This is a genomic window from Ruegeria sp. D4 (genome assembly GCF_056534475.1).
Genome location: NZ_JBQFPJ010000001.1, coordinates 519,374 through 540,107 on the forward strand (window position 1 = coordinate 519,374; position 20,734 = coordinate 540,107).

20 protein-coding genes are annotated in these 20,734 nt (G+C 56.4%); 13 read left to right on the plus strand and 7 right to left on the minus strand.

Annotated elements, in window-relative coordinates:
• The first annotated feature begins 91 nt into the window (after positions 1-91).
• Entirely contained in the window at positions 92-2,383 is a 2,292-nt protein-coding gene (locus tag ACR0MI_RS02580; protein WP_480853550.1) for an ATP-binding protein, read from the plus strand.
• 5 nt (positions 2,384-2,388) lie between these two features.
• Here the strand turns inward: ACR0MI_RS02580 and ACR0MI_RS02585 are convergent, their stop codons facing one another.
• Positions 2,389-2,982, minus strand: a complete 594-nt coding sequence (locus ACR0MI_RS02585; protein ID WP_170614987.1) for a sulfotransferase family 2 domain-containing protein — start codon at positions 2,980-2,982, stop codon at positions 2,389-2,391.
• 192 nt (positions 2,983-3,174) lie between these two features.
• Here ACR0MI_RS02585 and recA point away from each other — a divergent pair, with 192 nt between their 5' ends.
• The 4 genes from recA (at position 3,175) to ACR0MI_RS02605 (ending at position 8,375) form a co-directional block, all read left to right on the plus strand.
• Positions 3,175-4,239 (plus strand): recombinase RecA, encoded by a 1,065-nt coding sequence (gene recA, locus ACR0MI_RS02590; protein WP_170614988.1) that lies wholly within the window; start codon positions 3,175-3,177, stop codon positions 4,237-4,239.
• A gap of 182 nt (positions 4,240-4,421) precedes the next feature.
• Positions 4,422-7,091 (plus strand): alanine--tRNA ligase, encoded by a 2,670-nt coding sequence (alaS, locus tag ACR0MI_RS02595; protein WP_170816549.1) that lies wholly within the window; start codon positions 4,422-4,424, stop codon positions 7,089-7,091.
• Position 7,092: 1 nt separating this feature from the next.
• A complete protein-coding gene (locus ACR0MI_RS02600) occupies positions 7,093-7,380 on the plus strand; it encodes a DUF1330 domain-containing protein (RefSeq protein WP_170614990.1) in 288 nt (95 codons plus the stop codon).
• Between the two features lie 371 nt (positions 7,381-7,751).
• Positions 7,752-8,375, plus strand: coding sequence for a transglutaminase-like cysteine peptidase (locus tag ACR0MI_RS02605; RefSeq protein ID WP_170614991.1), 624 nt, complete (start codon positions 7,752-7,754; stop codon positions 8,373-8,375).
• A gap of 164 nt (positions 8,376-8,539) precedes the next feature.
• Here the strand turns inward: ACR0MI_RS02605 and ACR0MI_RS02610 are convergent, their stop codons facing one another.
• The 6 genes from ACR0MI_RS02610 to ACR0MI_RS02635 form a co-directional block, all read right to left on the minus strand.
• The gene (locus tag ACR0MI_RS02610; protein WP_170816521.1) at positions 8,540-8,980 is read right to left on the minus strand and encodes a hypothetical protein; all 441 of its coding nucleotides are present in this window, start codon (positions 8,978-8,980) and stop codon (positions 8,540-8,542) included.
• Between the two features lie 465 nt (positions 8,981-9,445).
• Positions 9,446-11,263, minus strand: a complete 1,818-nt coding sequence (typA, locus tag ACR0MI_RS02615) for a translational GTPase TypA (protein WP_170816548.1) — start codon at positions 11,261-11,263, stop codon at positions 9,446-9,448.
• Between the two features lie 76 nt (positions 11,264-11,339).
• Positions 11,340-11,675: a DMT family transporter gene (locus tag ACR0MI_RS02620; RefSeq protein ID WP_321252898.1), complete on the minus strand. Its 336-nt coding sequence runs from the start codon at positions 11,673-11,675 to the stop codon at positions 11,340-11,342.
• Between the two features lie 385 nt (positions 11,676-12,060).
• Positions 12,061-13,218 carry an HD domain-containing protein gene (locus ACR0MI_RS02625; RefSeq protein WP_170614994.1) on the minus strand — a complete coding sequence of 386 codons (1,158 nt, stop codon included), beginning with the start codon at positions 13,216-13,218 and terminating at the stop codon, positions 12,061-12,063.
• Positions 13,215-13,460, minus strand: coding sequence for a hypothetical protein (locus ACR0MI_RS02630; RefSeq protein WP_170614995.1), 246 nt, complete (start codon positions 13,458-13,460; stop codon positions 13,215-13,217). The genes ACR0MI_RS02625 and ACR0MI_RS02630 overlap by 4 nt, the downstream gene beginning before the upstream one ends.
• Complete coding sequence (locus tag ACR0MI_RS02635) at positions 13,460-14,113, minus strand: alpha/beta hydrolase (RefSeq protein WP_170614996.1); 654 nt, start codon at positions 14,111-14,113, stop codon at positions 13,460-13,462. Before ACR0MI_RS02635 ends, ACR0MI_RS02630 begins: the two co-directional genes overlap by 1 nt.
• Before the next feature lie 177 nt (positions 14,114-14,290).
• Between ACR0MI_RS02635 and iscR the strand changes: the two genes are divergently transcribed.
• Genes iscR through ACR0MI_RS02675 form a run of 8 tightly spaced genes read left to right on the plus strand, consistent with a single transcriptional unit; the run spans position 14,291 to position 20,729 of the window.
• A complete protein-coding gene (gene iscR / locus ACR0MI_RS02640; protein WP_170816547.1) occupies positions 14,291-14,749 on the plus strand; it encodes a Fe-S cluster assembly transcriptional regulator IscR in 459 nt (152 codons plus the stop codon).
• Between the two features lie 59 nt (positions 14,750-14,808).
• Positions 14,809-15,852 (plus strand): cysteine desulfurase family protein, encoded by a 1,044-nt coding sequence (locus ACR0MI_RS02645; RefSeq protein ID WP_170614998.1) that lies wholly within the window; start codon positions 14,809-14,811, stop codon positions 15,850-15,852.
• 18 nt (positions 15,853-15,870) lie between these two features.
• Positions 15,871-17,391, plus strand: coding sequence for a Fe-S cluster assembly protein SufB (sufB, locus tag ACR0MI_RS02650; RefSeq protein WP_170614999.1), 1,521 nt, complete (start codon positions 15,871-15,873; stop codon positions 17,389-17,391).
• A complete protein-coding gene (locus ACR0MI_RS02655) occupies positions 17,391-17,594 on the plus strand; it encodes a hypothetical protein (protein WP_170615000.1) in 204 nt (67 codons plus the stop codon). Before sufB ends, ACR0MI_RS02655 begins: the two co-directional genes overlap by 1 nt.
• A 51-nt stretch (positions 17,595-17,645) precedes the next feature.
• The gene (sufC, locus tag ACR0MI_RS02660) at positions 17,646-18,401 is read left to right on the plus strand and encodes a Fe-S cluster assembly ATPase SufC (protein WP_170615001.1); all 756 of its coding nucleotides are present in this window, start codon (positions 17,646-17,648) and stop codon (positions 18,399-18,401) included.
• The gene (locus tag ACR0MI_RS02665; protein ID WP_170615002.1) at positions 18,401-19,681 is read left to right on the plus strand and encodes a SufB/SufD family protein; all 1,281 of its coding nucleotides are present in this window, start codon (positions 18,401-18,403) and stop codon (positions 19,679-19,681) included. Before sufC ends, ACR0MI_RS02665 begins: the two co-directional genes overlap by 1 nt.
• Positions 19,681-20,166 (plus strand): YIP1 family protein, encoded by a 486-nt coding sequence (locus ACR0MI_RS02670; protein ID WP_170615003.1) that lies wholly within the window; start codon positions 19,681-19,683, stop codon positions 20,164-20,166. Before ACR0MI_RS02665 ends, ACR0MI_RS02670 begins: the two co-directional genes overlap by 1 nt.
• Positions 20,163-20,729 (plus strand): Yip1 family protein, encoded by a 567-nt coding sequence (locus tag ACR0MI_RS02675; RefSeq protein WP_170618983.1) that lies wholly within the window; start codon positions 20,163-20,165, stop codon positions 20,727-20,729. Before ACR0MI_RS02670 ends, ACR0MI_RS02675 begins: the two co-directional genes overlap by 4 nt.
• The last annotated feature ends 5 nt before the right edge of the window (positions 20,730-20,734 follow it).

The following is a 20,734-nucleotide window of genomic DNA, read 5'->3' on the forward strand; positions in this document are numbered from 1 at the left end:
TTAACGAGAGAGTCCTGCATTGATGTTATGTTAAGCGGGAATTAACCGTATTGGGTCCGTCATACTCGGTATCCAACATTCCGAGTCGTTTATGTCTGACACCACTGAGTTTTTTCCTGATCCTTCCGTTCGTCACACACCTTACGTATCGCGCCTTTTGGCGCTGGCCTTGGTTGCGCTAGGATTGTGCTTTGCACCGTTTCTGAATGCGGTTCCGTCTGAATGGTCGATTGGGTTGATTGTTGTTGGCGGATCTTTGGCAGCTGCTGGAAGTATTGTCGTGTTTCGCGGGCAGTTGGCGGACAGGTGCGCAAGAAACGCAAAATCCGTTATGGCTGCGTTTGTTGAAAAGGACTTGTCCCCATGTCTGATCGCGGACAGTCAGGGTAATATTCAGATCATCAACCAGGCAGCCGTCAGGCGGTTTGGTGCAACGCAGGGGCAGCGTCTCGACCATTGTCTACGATCTGTCTTTGCCAACCCCGCAGCACTCTTGTTGCGGCTGCAATCGAAGGTCGCCCAAAATGGCCGTGCGCGCGAGGATGCCGTGACGCTGGGTTCGACCATCCCTGTCAGCGTTTTTGGCTTTGGCAATGGGTTGTACTGTTGGCGGTTCGGATTGGACGAAAGCTCGCGTTGGGAAGGTTTGGATATTCCGGTTCTGACGGAAGGTAGAAACGGATCCGTTCTGCAAGCCAATAGCGCTGCGCAGGCACTGTTGGGGGGACAACCCGAAACGTTGGATCAGGCCATTGCCGGTGACGTTCCCGAGCCGGGCAGCATTCTGCAGATCAAGACAGGTGAGGGCGCTGTCCCTGGAACGTTTGTTCAGGTTTCGCGATCGGGTATGGTGCGCGATCTTGCCCTTTTGCCGCTGAAAATCGCGCCCAAAAGCCGGACCCGGATGACATTCTCGGATTTGCCGGTGCCGGTTCTTTGTCTCTCTCCTGACGGATGCATTCTTGAAGCCAACATATTGGCCAACAAACTGATCGGAGATATTGAGCCCGGTGTGACCAATGTCGTCGCAATCATGCAGGGGCTGGGGCAGCCGGTTCCCGATTGGCTGTCACGCACGGTCGCCGGTGAGGATGGCCCGCGTTCCGAGTTCCGGAAACTGACGCGGAAGGACAAGGATATCTTTATCCAGGTTACACTTAGCCGTGTCCTGCATGAAGGGCAGGTTTGCCTGATTGCGGTTCTGAACGACGCGACCGAACTGAAGACGCTTGAAGCCCAGTTTGTGCAGGGACAAAAGATGCAGGCGGTCGGACAACTGGCCGGTGGCGTTGCGCATGACTTCAACAACCTTCTGACGGCGATCTCGGGTCACTGTGACTTGCTGTTACTGAGGCACGATCAGAATGATCCGAACTACGGTGATCTTGTTCAGATCAACCAGAACGCCAATCGCGCTGCGGCGCTTGTCAGCCAGTTGTTGGCATTTTCCCGCAAACAAACGCTCAGACCCGAAGCGTTGGATCTGCGCGACACGATTTCCGATCTCATCCATCTTCTGAACCGTCTTGTCGGGGAAAAAATCCGATTGACGCTCAATCATGATCCGGTGCTGAAGCCAGTTCGGGCAGACAAGCGGCAGCTTGAGCAGGTGTTTATGAACCTGGTGGTCAATGCGCGGGACGCGATGCCAGAAGGCGGTGAAATCCGGATTGAAACTGAAGTGATCGAGATGAGCCAACCGCTTAGGCGGGACCGGGCGACCGTTCCGCCGGGTGAGTATGTGACGGTCAAGGTGATCGACAGCGGTGTCGGAATTGCAGCGGACAAGCTGCAAAAGGTTTTTGAGCCGTTTTACACAACCAAAAGAACTGGCGAAGGCACCGGGTTGGGCCTGTCGACTGTTTACGGAATCGTAAAACAGACCGGCGGCTTCATCTTTGTCGACAGTGCCCAGGGCTTCGGAACCGAGTTCACTGTATTTCTGCCGGTTTCGGTGGCCCCGGCTGAGCCAGTGCCAGCGCAGCAGGATAGTCGGATTCCGCAAAATGCAAAACAGGGTGACGGAGTCGTCTTGCTGGTCGAGGACGAAGCGCCCGTTCGCGCTTTTGCCACGCGCGCATTGAGGTTGAAGGGGTACAAGGTGCTCGAGGCGGATTCCGGAGAAGAGGCTTTGCGCCTGCTCGAAGATTCCACTCTGAAAGTCGACGCATTCGTAACCGATGTCGTCATGCCGGGATTGGACGGTCCGACGTGGGTGCACAAAGCGATGGAAACCCGGCCCGATGTCAGCGTGATCTTCATGTCAGGTTATACCGAAGGCGCGTTCAGCGGTTCAGGTCCCGAAATCGCCAGATCGACCTTCCTGCCCAAGCCGTTTTCGTTGAATCAGTTGACTGAAGCGGTCTTCCAGCAACTGAATTGAACGACTTAGAGCGCGGAGTCATGCAGGGCGAACTCGGCGCCATGTATGTTGCGGAACATCTGTTCGGTTTCTTCTGACAGGGCCAGGTCGCCAGGAGGAGACACATTCTCCCACTGCAGATCAATTTTGACGCTCAGACGGTCCTGAAGAAAGTCCAGAATTTTGTCCTGATGCTCGTATTTGAAAACGTGACGTGCGCCGAAACCATTGCTGCGGGTGCGAAAGAACTGGCTTTGACTGCCGACATCCGCAAACTCAGGTCGCGGAACTTGCATGTAGGCTTGCACGAACTCATCAAAAGTCAGGCCACGTGTTGAGTGCGGATGACCAACGCGATCCTGGCGGCTGCGAAACCTGTACCAACTGCCCAGCCAATCTACGGGTTCGCGTACAACGGCCATGATTTCCATCTCGGTATCGAACACTTTGCGGAAAATGTGCTGAAAAAAGCGATCGTAGCGGCGAACGGGCGCATGTTTGAGTTCAGGCGGGCCAGTGACGACGATATCCGCATGATCCCGAAGGGCGGTGTGATAGGCGGTGCTGCCGGTTTTGGGGACAGACAAAAAAGCCAGTCGTTCTTTATAAAAAACAAGCATTTACCTGCGTCCTTCTTACGTTCGGCTTTGACGCAGATTGGCGTAAACGGATATTTAACACAATTCCGGAACAGTGAGTTACATAAGTTTTTGTTGAAATGTTCTACTTTTGGTCCCATAAGGAACAAGAGGCGAACAAAGCAGCGATTGCCGCCCGTTCAAGGGTGTGACAAAAGGGAAAGCGACAGGACAATGGCGGATCTTCTGACGATGAGCGACAAGAAAAACGCAGACAAGCAAAAGGCGCTGGACAGCGCCCTGGCCCAGATCGAACGCCAGTTCGGCAAAGGGTCGATCATGAAGCTGGGCGAAGACGCCAGGCAGGACATCGAAGCAAGCTCAACCGGATCGCTGGGACTGGACATCGCGTTGGGTATTGGCGGTCTTCCGATGGGCCGGATCGTGGAAATCTACGGCCCAGAAAGCTCGGGCAAGACCACGCTGACCCTTCACTGCATTGCCGAACAGCAAAAGCGCGGTGGTGTCTGTGCGTTTGTGGATGCCGAACACGCGCTGGATCCGCAATATGCCCGTAAGCTGGGCGTCGACCTTGATGAACTACTGATCTCGCAGCCTGACACCGGCGAGCAGGCGCTTGAGATCACCGATACGCTGGTACGATCAGGGGCCGTGAACATGGTTGTCGTCGATTCGGTTGCGGCACTGACGCCGAAGTCGGAACTCGAAGGCGACATGGGCGACAGCAGTGTCGGCGTGCAGGCCCGCCTGATGAGCCAGGCAATGCGCAAACTGACCGGCTCGATCAGTCGTTCGAAGTGCATGGTGATCTTCATCAACCAGATCCGGATGAAGATCGGCGTCATGTTTGGCAGCCCGGAAACCACCACTGGTGGTAACGCGCTGAAATTCTACAGCTCGGTCCGTCTGGATATTCGCCGTATTGGCGCGATCAAGGATCGGGATGAAGTGGTTGGCAACCAGACCCGCGTCAAGGTCGTGAAGAACAAGGTGGCGCCGCCCTTCAAGCAGGTTGAATTCGACATCATGTATGGCGAAGGCATCAGCAAGATGGGTGAATTGCTGGACCTCGGCGTCAAAGCCGGTGTGGTCGAAAAGTCGGGTTCGTGGTTCAGCTATGGCGACGAACGGATCGGGCAGGGCCGAGAAAACGCCAAGCAGTTCCTGCGTGACAACGCCCGTGTGGCCCTGGATATCGAGGATAAGATACGGGCGGCTCACGGCTTGGATTTCGAAATGCCCCCCAATGCGGACGAGGATGATATTCTCGAAGCGTAATCGTCGCGCCGGAGCGAACGACAGAAATCCCACGGTTCCTTTCAGAAGGATGTAGAAAGCACGGAACAGGGCGGTCCTCCGGGGTCGCCTTGTTTCGTTCCGCCAAACCAATGCTGTGGACACTGCGAGGGCACGGGGCTAAACCTTCGCAGACAAAGATGATTGCGCGCTGAGAGAGCCTTATGCCCACGCTGAACGATATCCGATCCACCTTCCTGAACTACTTTGCAAAACAGGGGCACGAAGTGGTGGCATCCAGCCCGCTGGTCCCACGCAACGACCCGACACTGATGTTTGTCAACTCGGGCATGGTGCAGTTCAAAAACCTGTTCACCGGAGTTGAAACTCGCGATTATCAGCGTGCCACTACTGCGCAGAAATGTGTGCGTGCGGGCGGCAAGCACAACGATCTGGACAATGTGGGATACACCGCGCGGCATCACACGTTCTTTGAGATGCTTGGGAACTTTTCATTCGGCGATTACTTCAAGAATGATGCAATCCCGTTTGCGTGGGAGTTGATCACCAAGGAATTTGGGATCGACAAAAGCCGTTTGCTGACAACGGTGTATCACACCGATGATGAGGCGTTTGAGATTTGGAAAAAGGTCGGTGTGCCCGAAGCCCGGATAATCCGCATCGCAACCAATGACAACTTCTGGCAGATGGGGCCGACTGGCCCGTGCGGCCCGTGCACCGAGATTTTCTATGATCATGGCGATCATATCTGGGGCGGTCCTCCGGGTTCGGCCGAGGAAGATGGAGACCGGTTCATCGAAATCTGGAACATCGTTTTCATGCAGAACGAACAGTTCGAAGACGGTTCGATGGTTGAACTCGACATGCAGTCGATCGACACCGGCATGGGGCTAGAACGGATTGGTGCGCTTCTGCAGGGCAGCCACGACAACTATGACACCGACTTGTTCAAGACGCTGATCGAAGCGTCCGCGGCGGCAACCGGCGTGGATCCGTACGGTGACCAGAACGTGCATCACCGCGTTATCGCGGATCACCTGCGGTCAACCTCGTTCCTGATTGCCGATGGCGTAATGCCTTCAAACGACGGGCGTGGTTATGTTCTGCGTCGAATTATGCGCCGGGCCATGCGGCATGCCCATCTGCTGGGTGCCAAGGACCCGGTTATGCATCGCCTTGTGCCTACGCTGGTCCAACTGATGGGCGCGCAATACACCGAACTGGGGCAGGCGCAATCGCTGATCGAGGAATCTTTGCTGCTTGAAGAAACCCGTTTCAAGCAAACCCTGGACCGCGGATTGAAGTTGCTGGACGAAGAGATGTCCGGACTGCCTGAAGGCGCGCCGCTGCCGGGGGATGCCGCGTTCAAACTGTATGACACCTATGGCTTTCCACTGGACCTGACGCAGGACGCGCTGCGCGAAAAGGGTCGGACAGTCGATACCGACGGTTTCGATGCGGCCATGGCCGAACAGAAGGCCAAGGCGCGCGCCGCCTGGGCCGGGTCCGGAGAATCGGCGGATCAGGCTGTGTGGTTCGATGTTCTTGATGCTGCCGGGGCCACGGATTTCCTGGGATACGACACCGAAAAGGCCGAAGGTCAGATCGCTGCGCTGATTGTTGATGGTTCATTGGTCGACACCATCGGGCAGGGCGACAGCGGCTGGGTCGTTGTGAACCAGACGCCGTTCTATGGCGAGGCCGGCGGTCAGGTCGGCGACGCGGGCGAAATTCGCCGTCTGGAGGACCGTGATGATGTGGCGCTGGTCGATGACACCAGAAAATTCGCCGACGGCAAAGTCTACGCCCACAAGGTGACCGTGGATCAAGGTACGCTTTCCAAGGGCGACGTAGTCGAACTTGAGGTCGATCACGTCCGCCGCACGGCAATTCGCGCGAACCATTCGGCCACGCACCTGCTGCATGAGGCTTTGCGCGAAACGCTGGGCGATCATGTGGCGCAGCGCGGCTCGCTCAACGCAGCGGATCGGCTGCGGTTCGACTTCAGCCATTCCAAGGCTCTGACACTGGAAGAGGTTAAGAAAGTCGAACGAGAGGTGAATGATTTCATTCGCCAGAACTCGGCCGTCGAAACTCGGATCATGACGCCCGACGATGCGCGCGAACTTGGCGCGCAGGCATTGTTCGGCGAAAAATATGGCGATGAAGTCCGCGTGGTGTCGATGGGCAAGGCGCCGACTGGCAAAGGCAGCGACGGGGAAACCTGGTCGATCGAACTGTGTGGCGGAACGCATGTGCGCCAGACTGGGGACATCGGCACATTCGTTGTGCTTGGTGACAGTGCCAGTAGTGCGGGTGTACGCCGGATCGAAGCCCTGACCGGGGATGAAGCGTTCCGATATCTGTCGGCACAGGATCACCGCGTCGCCCAGATCGCGTTGGAACTGAAGGCTCAGCCTGACGATGTTGTGGGGCGTGTGAAGTCCCTGCTGGATGAACGAAAGTCCTTGCAAAATGAGGTCGCTCAGTTGCGCCGTGATCTTGCCATGGCTGGTCCGTCGACCGGCGGTGGCGCAGAGGCCAAGCAGGTGAACGGCGTCAAATTCCTGGCTCAGGCCTTGAGCGGCGTTTCCGGGAAAGATCTTCCGTCGCTGATTGATGAACACAAAACCCGCCTCGGGTCAGGGGCGGTGCTGCTGATCGCCGACGCCGGCGGCAAGGCGGCCGTTGCGGCGGGTGTCACGCAGGATCTGACGGATCGAGTCTCCGCAGTCGACTTGGTGCGGGCTGCCGTGGCTGAACTGGGCGGAAAGGGCGGCGGTGGCCGTCCGGATATGGCGCAGGGCGGAGGCAAGGATGCCTCGAATTCGGATGCGGCGATCAAGGCTGCGGAACAGGTATTGGGAGGATAAAATGGCTGCACTCTGGATTGCGCACGTAACAGTGACTGATGCCGAGGCATATGGAAAATACGCCGAGTTGGCCGGCCCAGCCATCGCCAAGCACGGGGGTGAGTTTATTGCCCGTGCTGCGCGTTACGTTCAACTGGAAGGCAAAGAGCGTCCTCGCAATGTTGTCGCCCGCTTCCCGTCACTAGAATCAGCGGTCGAGTGCTACAACTCGGACGACTACCAGCAAGCGCTGAATCATGCCCGTGAGGCGAGCGAGCGCGAGCTGGTTGTGGTTGAAATCACTGAGTAACTGTCAGGTTACCAAGCTCGTCTTGTAGATTTCTCTAGGATACGGCGACAGATCGGCAATCTTCAGCCTATGCCACAATCCATTTCAAAAGCGCGGCCCGCCTATGCGGGTCGCGCTTTTTTAGCTAATAATAACAATACCTTAATCATATGGAGTTGCGCAGTCTTAAGGGTTTCGCGCCGCAATTGTGACCGCGCCATCTAATTTCTAGCGCGAAAAAGTCAGATTGAAGATCGAATTTTCGCCCTTTTTTCTGTCCAATTTTTTAAAGTGATTGCCCAAGCTGGGATGTTCGCAGGTCGTTTCGCAAGACGGAGTGCGGCCCTGTTTAATGCGCGATCGTGCAAAAAACACAGGATTGGGGTGTAGGAATGTCACTATTTATTACACTTGCGAAGCGCTTCCGCACCAGAGTTTTCCCAATATCGGCGGGCGTCACGACCGTTTGCATCTTGAGTATCTGCACGTTTATCGCGGCCCCGACAGCACACGCATCCGAGGGCGGCTTTATTCCAAGTGTCGCATCTTCACCGCCACCTTCCGGCGCCATCAATCTTTGCAGTCAATATAATTGGGCCTGTGTAGGAAAACGTTCTGTATCCATGTCCAGTCAACAGGAATTGAAGGTTGTGGAGCAGGTTAATCGGCGCGTGAATAACTCGACCCGCGAAGTGACCGATCAGTCCCAGTATAACACCCGCGAGAGATGGGCACTGCCAACGGCAAGAGGCGGTGATTGCGAAGACTTTGCCCTGCTGAAGAAAAGAGATTTGATCCACGCAGGGGTAGATCCAAGCAAACTGCTAATCGCTACAGTATTGGACAGACGCCGGGGGCCGCATGCAGTTCTGGTTTATCGTTCAGCCAACGGCGATTTGGTATTGGACAACCTCACAAACCGGATCAAGCACTGGACAGCGACGCGGTACCTGTTTCTTCGCATGCAGGACCCAAAACGACCTAGCCACTGGGTGGGTGTTTACGGTCATAGCTGAGCCCAACGCATCGTATTTGAGTTGCTGAGAAACGTTGCATGGGTGCAAATTCTTTGCACCCATGTTTTTCAGGTAGGTTTCAAAACACGAAGAGCTACGTGTGCGCTGCTAACTGTGCTATCTAGGATCAAACCCGGACGTCTGGCCGTAACTTCCGTGGTTCCTCAAGTTGGCTCTTCTTCACCGCCTGGTTCTTCACCGCCTGGTTCTTCACCACCCGGCTCTTCACCACCTGGCTGCTCGCCACCGGGCTGTTCACCACCGGGTTGTTCACCACCTGGCTGTTCACCACCGGGTTGTTCACCACCTGGCTGCTCACCGCCGGGCTGTTCACCACCCGGCTGCTCACCACCGGGAGTTCCTACTCCTGTGGTTTCTGGACCACCACTTGGACCGGTCGCTTCAACTCCGCCGCCCGAGCTTTCTCCGCCGGGAGTACCGGTATCGCGGTTTTCATCTGGGTGACCGTCCCCGGATCTTTGATTTGAGGTTCCGGTAGACGCTGTTGGAAAATCCGTAAGCAGTGCAGCCAGAGGCGCACACTCAGCGCCAAGTCGTGCCACGATCTTGTCGAAATCGGCGCGACGTTGGACATAACGTATCATTCTACTCGTAACCGCATCACATTCGCACAAGACTTGAGATGATGCGCCGGACTGGCGCGCAGTTTTTACGTCGCACACACCGGCAGCGAAAGACTCGTCAGCCGAAACGACTAAGAAAGCAGTCGCCACGAGGTAAATCGGAAAGTTGCGGGACAGGGTTCCCATGTTGCACTCCTTGGTACTTTTTACTCAACCATGCCGATCATAAGCACCGTCTAGTTCAAGGCGCGTATGAAGAGCATCACACAATTGACGCAAATACACCTTGATAAAAACCAAACCACAAGATGTAGTTTGGGGGAGCGATTGCGAATTAATGCAATTTAAGGGAGAGTCGTTATTCTTTTCAAAGGAAACCGGGCAATTTGCCCAAGTTTCCGCTTTTTAGTTTTAATCTTTGTTGGAAGCAAAAATGCCACACAATCGCCATTGTTTCCGTGTCGGACATGTGCAGCCTGCAGTTGATCAGGCTGATTTTGCCATACGTTTACGCTCATGCGGGTCCAGAAAACGCTTACGCAGGCGGACCGCGTTGGGGGTGACTTCGACCAGTTCGTCATCGTCGATATAGGCAATCGCCTCTTCCAGAGAAAACTGTACATGCGGCGTCAGACGCACGGCGTCGTCCGAACCGCTGGCGCGCACGTTGGTCAGCTTCTTGCCTTTCAGAGGGTTCACTTCCAGGTCGTTATCGCGCGAATGCTCACCGATCACCATGCCCTGATACACGTCGGTCTGAGGAGCAACGAACATGCGGCCACGCTCTTCGAGGTTCCACAGCGCATAGGCGACTGCCTGGCCGTTTTCCATCGAGATCAGAACACCGGCGCGCCGGCCCGGGATAGGGCCTTTGTGTGCCGCCCAACCATGGAAGACGCGATTCAAAACGCCGGTTCCACGCGTGTCGGTCAGGAATTCGCCATGATAGCCGATGAGACCACGAGAGGGGACATGAGCAATGATGCGGGTTTTGCCTGCACCAGCAGGGCGCATCTCGACCAGTTCACCTTTACGTGCACCTGTTACCTTTTCGATTACGGCTCCGGAATATTCGTCATCCACATCGATGGTGACTTCTTCAACCGGCTCCAGCCGTTGTCCGTTTTCCTCGCGGAAAAGAACCTGCGGGCGCGAGATGCTGAGTTCGAACCCTTCACGTCGCATGTTCTCAATCAGAACGCCCATCTGCAATTCGCCGCGGCCTGCGACCTCGAATGCGTCGCCGCCGGGCGTGTCGGTGACGCGAATGGCAACGTTGGACTCGGCTTCTTTCATAAGACGGTCCCGGATCACTCGAGACTGGACCTTTTTCCCGTCGCGTCCGGCAAGCGGAGAATCGTTGATCCCGAAGGTCACTGTGATGGTCGGCGGGTCGATCGGTTGCGCGGGCAGGGCCTCGTCAACCTGAGGCGACACCAGCGAGTCCGCCACGGTGGCCTTGCTCATACCTGCGATGGTGACAATGTCGCCGGCTTCGGCCACATCGATCGGCTGCTGGCTCAGGCCGCGGAAGGCGAGAATTTTGGACGCGCGGAAGTTCTCGATCAATTTACCGTCCCGGCTGAGCGCCTTGAGGCTGTCGCCCGCCTTCAGGGTGCCACTTTCCACGCGACCGGTCAGGATGCGGCCGATGAAGGGGTCGCTGCCCAATGTGGTGGCGAGCATGCGGAAGGGTTCGTTTTTCTTCTCTGCCTGCTTTGGGGCAGGGACGTGATCAACGATAAGATCGAACAGGGCGGTCAGGTCCTTGCGCGGCCCGTCCAGTTCCATGTCGGCCCAGCCCGAACGGCCCGAGGCATACATGGCCGGGAAATCCAGCTGGTCATCGTCGGCGCCAAGGTTGGCAAACAGGTCGAAGCATTCATCCAGAGCCCGGTCGGGTTCTGCATCCGGCTTATCAACCTTGTTCAGAACCACAATGGGACGCAGTCCCAGCGCCAGCGCCTTGGAAGTCACGAACTTGGTCTGCGGCATCGGTCCTTCGGCAGCGTCAACCAGCAAGACGACGCCATCCACCATGCTGAGGATACGCTCAACCTCGCCACCGAAATCGGCGTGGCCCGGGGTGTCGACGATGTTGATGCGCGTGCCTTTCCATTCGACCGAGGTTGCCTTGGCCAGAATGGTGATGCCACGTTCGCGTTCCAGATCGTTGCTGTCCATGGCGCGTTCGGCTACGGCCTGGTTTTCCCGGAATGCACCGGATTGTTTGAGCAGCTCATCCACCAGGGTCGTCTTGCCGTGGTCAACGTGAGCGATGATTGCGATATTGCGCAGGTCCATGAGAGGTCAGCCTTTGAACTGGAAGTTGTCGCGCGCATAACGCGGCGCGACAAAATATACCAGCCCTAACGCGCGTTCAGTGGCCTGCGGTCTTGGAAAACAGATGAATGATCAGGATTCCGGATAGAATAAAGGTCAATCCGATCACGGCTGGCCAGTCCAGCCTTTGGCCGAACACCACGAATCCAATGATGGCTATCAAAAATATTCCAAGCCCGGACCAGATTGCGTAAACGACGCCAACCGGCATGAATTTCAGTGTCAGTGCCATGAAGTAAAAGGCGAACCCATACCCCACAACAACCAGAACCGACGGCCAGAAGCGTGTAAACTGCTGGCTGGCCTGCAATGCTGTGGTTCCGATCGTTTCGGACAAAACGGCTACAAGAAGGAAGAGATAGGCTTTGGGCAATGGAAAACTCTCACAACGAATGTTCAGGTGTGCTTGAGCATAAAAACCTGTCAAACGGCAAGAATATTCTGTCATGCGGGGCAACGACAGTAGACGTCGAAAGGTGACCAAAGGTCAGGATTACCAGACTATTTGCAGAAGTCTGAATGTGATATGTCAGCTTTTGTATTAAGTTTAGTAGTTTGAAGAGTTTGTCATGACGAATTTTGCAAGAACCGTCATTATTTTATCGGTGTTGGTAGCGGCGCTAGGGTGGCTTGCAGACGGGGGGTCCGTCGACAGTGATGTAGCCCAGGTTGTTGAACGGTTAAAGGGTACACAGGTTTAAGTGTCCGCGAAACGCCAGAAAAAGGGGCTTCTGCCCCTTTTTCTTTTTGATGCACCCTTATCCGGCCGTAACTTCGAAAAACTCGGCTATTCTGGGTCTGAGCCAGCCCCAAAGCCGTGGAGCCCCGCGTTGAATGGGAACCCCCACCCGCTTTTCGATTTGCCCAAAAGTGACGTTGTAGTCGGCCCAGGTGCCGCCTTGGGTTTCCAGATTTCCAACAGGTGCCTGAAACCGGTCAACCGCTTTTGCGAACTGGGCGTCCGGGCTTTGCGCCGCTTCAAATTCTCGCCACAATGAATGGAACATTTGCCGTTGTGTCGCCGGCAAAAGTCCGAACAGACGTTCGGCTGCGGCTTCTTCCTCGGCGGCCTGCGCGGCGTGATCGACCTGCCCGTGGATCGGGTGATCACCGGCGTCGATTTCGACGATATCATGCAGTAACAGCATGCGCAGAACCCGATCGATTGACACAGATGGATCCGAGTATTCCGACAGGACCCAGGCATAGAGCATGATATGCCAGGAATGCTCGGCCGAGTTTTCGAACCTTGGATCGTACAAAAGACGCGAGGCACGGTATACGGTTTTCAACTGATCTGTTTCGGCCAGAAACGGCAGTCGGTCCCAGAAAGGATCGGTTTCTTGCAAGTCTGCGCCATCCAGCATTGCCCGGGACCGTCGGTACGCAAACGGAAATGCGGTTTCGAGATAGGCAGCGCGTCCACCATCCAGATTGTTCTGCACAACGGTCAGGTGTTCGGGGTCAGGATTTGGTGCGCAGAGCACCTGAAACATCGGCTGGCACCGATCAAGGATTTTGGCGAAACGGGCATCAGGTGTCGCATCGGCCTCGAACTCTGCCCAAAGGGACAAGAACTCCGAGGTCTGATCGAACGGTAGCAAGCCAAAAAGCGTTTCGGCGGCAGCCCGTTCTGCCTGCTCCACCGCTGACCAATCTGTCGCCAGATGGATCGGATGATCGCCAACGATGATTTCGACCAGATCGTGCAGCAGAAGCATTCGGATGACGCGATCAATATCGACATCTTCCTCAGCCAAGGGCACCATCACCAAAGCCCACAATGCCAGATGCCAGCTGTGTTCCGCTGAGTTTTCGTGCCGGGACTGATCCAGCAGTGTATTTGCCCGATCAACTGATTTAAGCCTGTCCGCTTGTTTCAGAAACGCGATCTGTGCGGACAGTCTGTCAGTCATTGTTTTTCAATAGCCTTGAGTTTCGAGCGATGTGCGGACAGGTGTTTGACCAGGAATTGTCGCGCCTTTCGCTCGGCCATGCGGACCCGGATTTCGGTCAGGAACGCCTCTTCCAATGATTGGGAAGCCGCCGCAAGAACCTCGCCAACTTCCACAAAGAACCGGTCATTGCCGGTTTCATCCATAACCTTCAACGTATCTTCGGCCAGCCTTGCCGCCAGAGTGCCGATGGTGTCCGACATCAGCGGGTGTTCTCGGTCAGGCGGCGCTTTACGTAGTCGGTTGTGGTATCGATCAGCGTGTCCATATGGCGGTCCTGGAAGAAGTGGTCTGCGCCTTCCACCTCGGTATGCGTGATGGTGATACCTTTTTGTTCGTGCAGCTTGCTGACAAGCGAAGTGGTATCGGCCGGCGGTGCGACCCTGTCCGAGGTGCCGTTGATGATCAGGCCCGAAGACGGGCAGGGCGCCAGGAATGAAAAGTCATACATGTTCGCCGGGGGCGACACGCTGATGAAACCGGTGATTTCCGGGCGACGCATTAGCAGTTGCATTCCGATCCATGCGCCGAATGAAAACCCAGCAACCCAGCAATGCTTGGAGTTGTTGTTCATCGATTGCAGGTAATCCAGCGCGGATGCCGCATCGCTCAGTTCACCCACGCCCTGATCGTATTCACCCTGGCTGCGGCCGACGCCGCGGAAATTGAACCGCAACACGGTGAAGCCCATGTTATAGAACGCGTAGTGCAGGTTATAGACCACCTTGTTGTTCATGGTCCCGCCAAATTGAGGATGCGGGTGCAACACGATGGCGATCGGTGCGTCTTTTTCCTTTTGCGGGTGGTAGCGGCCTTCCAGGCGGCCTTCTGGTCCGGGAAAGATCACCTCGGGCATATGTGCTTTAGTCCTGTCTTTGTACTACTGGCGGCCGGAAATACTTGACGGTTATCGTCGGACACCTTAGAACGGTTCTAATTAAGTTGCATTGCGTATGACGCTGCCTGACGGAGATACGCATTGGTAGCGGCGGCGTCAATGATTTCGCACTGAACTTGCCACGAAGGAAAGTGAATGAAGCTGTCGACCAAAGGCCGCTACGCAATGGTTGCTCTGGCTGATATCGCTTTGCAACCGACAGACGGGCTTGTGACACTGGGTGAAATCTCTGAACGGCAAGACATTTCCCTGCCATATCTTGAACAGTTGTTCGTCAAACTCCGGCGCGCAGAACTGGTGGCTTCGGTTCGCGGACCGGGGGGCGGTTACCGACTGGCACGCCCTGCGTCAGAAATCCGCGTTGTCGAAATTCTGGCCGCAGTGGATGAGTCCCTGGATGCTCTGCAAAAGGGCGCGGGCGCTTCGGGGGCTTCATCGGGAAGCCGGGCCCAATCCCTGACCAACCGCCTGTGGGAAAGTCTCAGCGCGAATGTCTATGTGTTTCTGCATCAGACGCGTCTCTCGGATGTCATCAAGAACGATCTGGCGCCGTGCCCGGCGGTTCCCAGTCTGTTTGCGGTTGTGGACTCATAAAAAATGAGTATCTCGGGCGGCAAAACGGCTTGTGCTTCTAACTTGGAAAAGATGCATCTATGAATCGCATTTATCTGGACCATAACGCTACCACGCCGTTGCAGCCCGAGGCGCGCGACGCGATGATCGCGGCGATGGATGTCTGCGGAAACCCGTCATCTGTCCACGCGGAAGGACGTGCCGCTAAGGCGCTTGTTGAACGCGCACGCGCTCAGGTGGCAGCCGCATTTGGGGCTGATGGGGCCGACATCGTGTTTACTTCTGGCTCCACAGAAGGCGCTGCTTTGGCGTTGTCGGGGCGCGGACTGCACGGATCAGCAGTTGAACATGATGCCGTAAGATCATGGATCGTTGAAGATTTGTCGGTTCTTCCTTCAGGTGAAGTTAAAGTGCTTGAACCCGAGAACTCATGCTTGCAGCTGGCCAATTCTGAAACCGGTGTCGTGCAATCCTTGCCCGCAGGGCTGGCCGTAACGGATGCCACGCAAGCTTTTGGCAAACTTCCCGTGGCGTTCAACTGGCTGAATGTGCAGATGGCCCTGATCTCGGCCCATAAGATGGGTGGGCCCAAAGGGGTTGGTGCGGTTGTGATGAAACGCGGAACGGATCTGCCGGCCCAGATCAAGGGCGGCGGGCAGGAAATGGGGCGTCGATCCGGGACGGAAAATGTCATAGGAATTGCAGGGTTCGGGGCTGCAGCTGAAGCAGCGGCGCGGGATCTGGCCAACGGCGTTTGGGATGAAATCGCAGAATTTAGAAATATTCTAGAAAACGCTCTTGAGGCCGGCTCCAAATCGACTATTTTTGTCGGAAAAGGTCATGAGCGCCTTCCAAACACGTTGTGTTTCGCGTCGCCCGGTTGGAAGGGCGAAACGCAAGTCATGCAGATGGATCTGTCAGGATTTGCGGTCAGCGCGGGTTCGGCCTGTTCAAGCGGAAAGGTTCGGGCCAGCACCGTATTGACCGCCATGGGATATGACGAGGTGACGGCCGCAAGCGCGATCCGCGTGTCGCTGGGTCCTCGGACGAGTGAAGAAGATGTGCTGCGTTTCGCCGAAACGTGGCTTGAAAAAGAGAAAAAGCATCGCGCGCGTGCCGCGTGATCTGACGGAGGGTGTCATATGGCCGCTTTGGACCAGACCCAGGTAAAAGAAGGTGTCGATCAGGAAACCGTGGATGCGGTGCGTGAGGTCGGGACCTACAAGTACGGCTGGGAAACCGAAATCGAAATGGAATACGCGCCCAAGGGCGTGAACCCGGATATCGTCCGCCTGATCTCAGAAAAGAATGAAGAGCCGGAATGGATGACTGAATGGCGCCTGGCCGCGTTTGACCGCTGGACCCAGATGGACGAACCGACCTGGGCGATGGTCAATTATCCCAAGATCGACTTTCAGAATCAGTATTACTATGCCCGCCCCAAGTCGATGGAAGAGAAGCCCAAGTCGCTGGATGACGTCGACCCTAAGCTGTTGGCCACATACGAAAAGCTGGGTATCCCACTGAAAGAACAGATGATTCTGGCTGGCGTTGAAGGGGCGGAAGACGCCCCTGCAGAGGGCCGCAAAGTCGCGGTGGACGCGGTTTTTGACTCGGTTTCTGTCGGCACGACCTTTCAGGCAGAACTGAAAAAGGCCGGTGTGATCTTCTGTTCGATTTCAGAGGCGATCAAAGAGCATCCCGAACTTGTCAAAAAATATCTCGGCACCGTGGTTCCGGTATCCGACAACTTTTATGCCACTCTGAACTCTGCCGTGTTCTCGGACGGATCGTTCGTATACATCCCCCCGGGCGTGCGCTGCCCGATGGAGCTGAGCACCTATTTCCGCATCAACGCGGAAAACACCGGTCAGTTCGAGCGGACCCTGATCATCGCCGACAAGGGCTCGTATGTGTCCTACCTGGAAGGCTGCACTGCGCCGCAGCGCGACACCGCGCAACTGCACGCAGCCGTGGTCGAAATCATCGTCGAAGAAGATGCCGAGGTGAAATACTCGACCGTTCAGAACTGGTTCCCCGGGGACGAGAACGGCAAGGGCGGCATTTACAACTTCGTGACCAAGCGTGCTGATTGCCGGGGCGACAGGTCCAAGGTGATGTGGACGCAGGTCGAGACCGGTTCTGCCGTGACCTGGAAGTATCCGTCCTGCATCCTGCGCGGTGATGACAGTCAGGGCGAGTTCTACTCGATCGCCATCACCAACAACTATCAGCAGGCCGATACCGGTACGAAGATGGTTCATCTGGGCAAGAACACCAAGTCGCGGATTGTGTCCAAGGGGATCAGCGCGGGTAAGGCTCAGAACACTTATCGCGGGCTGGTGTCGATGCACCCCAAAGCCAAGGACAGCCGCAACTATACCCAGTGCGACAGTTTGCTGATCGGCGACAAATGCGGGGCCCACACGGTGCCGTATATCGAGGTCAAGAACAACTCGAGCCGGGTTGAACACGAAGCGACGACGTCCAAAGTGGACGACGACCAGCTGTTCTACTGCCGCCAGCGCGGTATGGACGAAGAAGAGGCCGTGGCGCTGGTCGTTAACGGTTTCTGCAAGGACGTGCTTCAGGCGCTGCCGATGGAATTCGCGATGGAAGCGCAGCAGCTGGTTGCCATTTCTCTGGAAGGCTCGGTTGGCTGATGGCGCGTAAGCCTGGCAAGACCATCCGAAAGGATGACGTGTTGACCCTGTTGGGTTACGCACTCCCGGTTTTGGGCGGATTGCTGGGTGTTGCCTATGTCAACATCAATCACATGGACTTCATCAACCCGGTTTGGGCAGTCGGTGGAGGAGCGATCCTGGGATGGGTTGCTGCACGCCTCATGCGCCGGATGCTAGGATAGACATTGACTGGGGCTATCGGATGCCCCTTGCGGTACGCAAAAGGACAAAAAATGCTGGAAATCAAGAACTTGCACGTGAAACTTGAGGAAGAAGAGAAGCAAATCCTCAAAGGCGTCGACCTGACCGTCGAGGCAGGTAAAGTGCATGCGATTATGGGTCCGAACGGCTCGGGCAAGTCGACACTCAGCTATGTGCTGTCGGGCCGTGATGGTTACGAAGTGACCGAAGGATCGGCCACCCTGGACGGCGAGGATCTTCTGGAAATGGAACCGGAAGAGCGTGCCGCCGCGGGTATCTTTCTGGCGTTCCAGTACCCAGTCGAAATCCCCGGCGTGGGCAACATGACGTTCCTGCGCACTGCCGTAAACGCTCAGCGCAAGGCGCGCGGTGAGGAGGAGCTTTCGGCCGCCGACTTCCTGAAAGAAGTTCGCGCCAAGGCGAAATCGCTGAAGATCGACGCGGATATGCTCAAGCGTCCTGTCAACGTCGGCTTCTCGGGTGGTGAGAAGAAGCGGAACGAAATTCTGCAGATGGCGATGCTGGAGCCTAAGATGTGCATCTTGGACGAAACGGACTCGGGTCTGGACGTGGATGCGATGAAGCTGGTTGCCGAAGGTGTGAACGCACTACGCGACGAAGGCCGTGGTTTCCTGGTGATTACGCACTATCAGCGTCTGCTGGACCATATCAAACCCGACGTCGTGCACATCATGGCAGACGGTCGGATCGTCAAAACCGGTGGCCCGGAACTGGCGCTGGAAGTTGAAAACAACGGCTATGCCGACATTCTGGCCGAGGTGAACTGATGGGGCTGCCCGAAGTTAAACAAACCGCGACCGAGGCGCGGCTGGCCAGTTTGGTCATGCCCGACGCCGGATGCACGCGTGCCGCCCGCGAAGATGCGCTGGCGCGAGTTCTGGAAATGGGCCTGCCGGGACGGCGCGATGAGTATTGGAAATACACCCGCCCGGACACGCTGATTTCGCCCGAGGCCCCTCAGGCCGCTCTGTTCCGGTCCGACGAGCCGTTGCTGTTCCATGATCTCGACCGTTTGAAAATTGTGTTCATCGACGGTGTGTTCAGCCCTGAAGATTCCGATGACCTGACGCTTGAAGGTGTGACGATCGATCGGATCGAAGACATCTGCTGCAAAGATATCCATTGGGCCAAGGAGTTGTACGGCGTTCTTGAAGCGCGCGGGCAGACCCCGGTTCAGCGACCTCTGGCGGCGCTGAATACGGCCTTTGCGGCCGATGGTGTTGCGATTCACGTGACTGGCACGCCCAGCAAGCCAATCAGCCTGATCTATCAGCATGCCTCTGAAACCTCGGACGCCATGTTGCATCACATCGTGCGCGTCGAAAGCGGAGCCGAGGTGACCATTCTGGAAAACGGTCCGGCAGCGTCACGGTTTAACAAATGCATGGAGATCGACATCGCCGACGGCGGCACGCTGCATCACGTGCGCGCGCAGGGTCGGGATCATGAGCGCCGCGCAGCCACGCATATGTTCACGCGTCTGGGCCACGAGTCGGTTTACAAATCCTTTACTCTGACGGTGAACGGAGTTCTGACACGAAACGAGCAAGTGGTCGAGCTGACAGGCGATGACGCAGTTGCTCATGTGGCGGGTGCCTGCGTCGGAGATGGTAATTTCCATCACGACGACACGGTGTTCGTGACCCACGACGCGGTAAATTGTGAAAGCCGCCAGGTCTTCAAGAAAGTTCTGCGGAATGGCGCAACAGGCGTGTTCCAGGGCAAAATCCTTGTGAAAGCGGGGGCCCAGAAAACTGACGGCTATCAAATCAGCCAGTCCTTGCTGCTGGATGATGACAGCCAGTTTCTGGCCAAGCCCGAACTGGAAATCTACGCCGATGATGTGGCCTGTTCGCACGGGTCCACATCGGGTGCGATTGACGAAACGGCCTTGTTTTATCTGCGGTCGCGTGGGGTATCGCTCAAAGACGCCACGAACATGCTGACGCTGGCCTTTCTGGCCGAAGCGGTGGACGAGATTGAAAACGAGGTGCTTGCCCAAGCCATCGTGACCCGTCTGGAAGGCTGGCTGGCGCGTCGCAGCTGATGCCTGTGACGACGGATATCGTGGCCACGTACAGGGGGCCGGGGCGTGTCATGCGCCGGCTTCTGGATATGGGGCCACGTGAAGACCGGGCGCTGGCTTTTGTCATGGCCTTCTGCACAATCGCCTTTGTCGCGCAGATGCCTGGAATGGCCCGGCGCGCGCACCTGGAAGGTGTCGAGCTGAACATGCTGCTGGGCGGTGCCTTGTTGGGGTCGGTTATCATACTGCCATTGCTTCTGTATTTTGTGGCCCTTGTGTCTCATTGGGCTGCACGGCTTATGGGTGGGAGCGGTTCCGCCTACGGCGCGCGGTTGGCTTTGTTCTGGGCGTTGCTGTCGTCCGCGCCGTTGGTTCTTTTGAACGGTTTGGTGGCCGGATTTATCGGTCCGGGGCCTACCTTGTCCGTAGTTGGGCTACTTTGGGTTGCAGTCTTTGTCTGGTTCTGGTTGTCAGGCCTCAGACAAGCACAGAGGCCTGAGACATGAATCTGAGTTTTCTGGGGAACCTCGCGGTGATGACTTTGGTCAGCCCGGCCGAGGCAGCCCGACGCCTGATGAAACTACGCCCAGGGCGCGAGATCCTGTGGCTGGCGTTTTTTCTGGCTGTCGTGCTCAACTCCATTGTGCAGTTCGGCCTTGACTACTTTGTGTGGCTGTCTGGCCCGGATGTGGCGCAGGCACCCGGTCCGGTCCTCATGAATCTGGTAACGTCAGCGGGTGCAATGCTGCTTAGCGTCGCGTCATTTCTGTTTGTCGGACGACTTCTGGGCGGACGCGCGACGTTTGAAGACATCATGGTTCTGATGATCTGGCTGCAGTTCCTCCAGATACTTGCCTTGCTGGCTACGCTGGTCATTGCAATGACACTGCCGTTCCTGATGGTTCCAATGTTGCTGGCAACGGCGTTGGTCAGTTTTTATATCACCCTGCATTTCCTAAACGAGGCGCATCAGTTCGCATCCTTGGGAAAGGCGTTTGGCCTGATCGTGCTGGCCGCGCTGATTGCGATACCTTTTGTCCTCCTCCTGACCCCAAGCGGGCCCGTATAGGGAAT

Excerpts from the sequence above, each read along its gene's own strand:
- ACR0MI_RS02605 (WP_170614991.1), top strand. The coding sequence starts at position 7,752 with ATGTCACTATTTATTACACTTGCGAAGCGCTTCCGCACCAGAGTTTTC.
- ACR0MI_RS02630 (WP_170614995.1), bottom strand. The coding sequence starts at position 13,460 with ATGTCGGACACCATCGGCACTCTGGCGGCAAGGCTGGCCGAAGATACG.
- ACR0MI_RS02645 (WP_170614998.1), top strand. The coding sequence starts at position 14,809 with ATGAATCGCATTTATCTGGACCATAACGCTACCACGCCGTTGCAGCCC.
- ACR0MI_RS02580 (WP_480853550.1), top strand. The coding sequence starts at position 92 with ATGTCTGACACCACTGAGTTTTTTCCTGATCCTTCCGTTCGTCACACA.
- ACR0MI_RS02625 (WP_170614994.1), bottom strand. The coding sequence starts at position 13,218 with ATGACTGACAGACTGTCCGCACAGATCGCGTTTCTGAAACAAGCGGAC.
- iscR (WP_170816547.1), top strand. The coding sequence starts at position 14,291 with ATGAAGCTGTCGACCAAAGGCCGCTACGCAATGGTTGCTCTGGCTGAT.
- ACR0MI_RS02675 (WP_170618983.1), top strand. The coding sequence starts at position 20,163 with ATGAATCTGAGTTTTCTGGGGAACCTCGCGGTGATGACTTTGGTCAGC.
- sufB (WP_170614999.1), top strand. The coding sequence starts at position 15,871 with ATGGCCGCTTTGGACCAGACCCAGGTAAAAGAAGGTGTCGATCAGGAA.
- sufC (WP_170615001.1), top strand. The coding sequence starts at position 17,646 with ATGCTGGAAATCAAGAACTTGCACGTGAAACTTGAGGAAGAAGAGAAG.
- ACR0MI_RS02585 (WP_170614987.1), bottom strand. The coding sequence starts at position 2,982 with ATGCTTGTTTTTTATAAAGAACGACTGGCTTTTTTGTCTGTCCCCAAA.
- ACR0MI_RS02635 (WP_170614996.1), bottom strand. The coding sequence starts at position 14,113 with ATGCCCGAGGTGATCTTTCCCGGACCAGAAGGCCGCCTGGAAGGCCGC.
- alaS (WP_170816549.1), top strand. The coding sequence starts at position 4,422 with ATGCCCACGCTGAACGATATCCGATCCACCTTCCTGAACTACTTTGCA.
- ACR0MI_RS02600 (WP_170614990.1), top strand. The coding sequence starts at position 7,093 with ATGGCTGCACTCTGGATTGCGCACGTAACAGTGACTGATGCCGAGGCA.
- ACR0MI_RS02665 (WP_170615002.1), top strand. The coding sequence starts at position 18,401 with ATGGGGCTGCCCGAAGTTAAACAAACCGCGACCGAGGCGCGGCTGGCC.
- ACR0MI_RS02610 (WP_170816521.1), bottom strand. The coding sequence starts at position 8,980 with ATGATACGTTATGTCCAACGTCGCGCCGATTTCGACAAGATCGTGGCA.
- ACR0MI_RS02655 (WP_170615000.1), top strand. The coding sequence starts at position 17,391 with ATGGCGCGTAAGCCTGGCAAGACCATCCGAAAGGATGACGTGTTGACC.
- typA (WP_170816548.1), bottom strand. The coding sequence starts at position 11,263 with ATGGACCTGCGCAATATCGCAATCATCGCTCACGTTGACCACGGCAAG.
- ACR0MI_RS02670 (WP_170615003.1), top strand. The coding sequence starts at position 19,681 with ATGCCTGTGACGACGGATATCGTGGCCACGTACAGGGGGCCGGGGCGT.
- recA (WP_170614988.1), top strand. The coding sequence starts at position 3,175 with ATGGCGGATCTTCTGACGATGAGCGACAAGAAAAACGCAGACAAGCAA.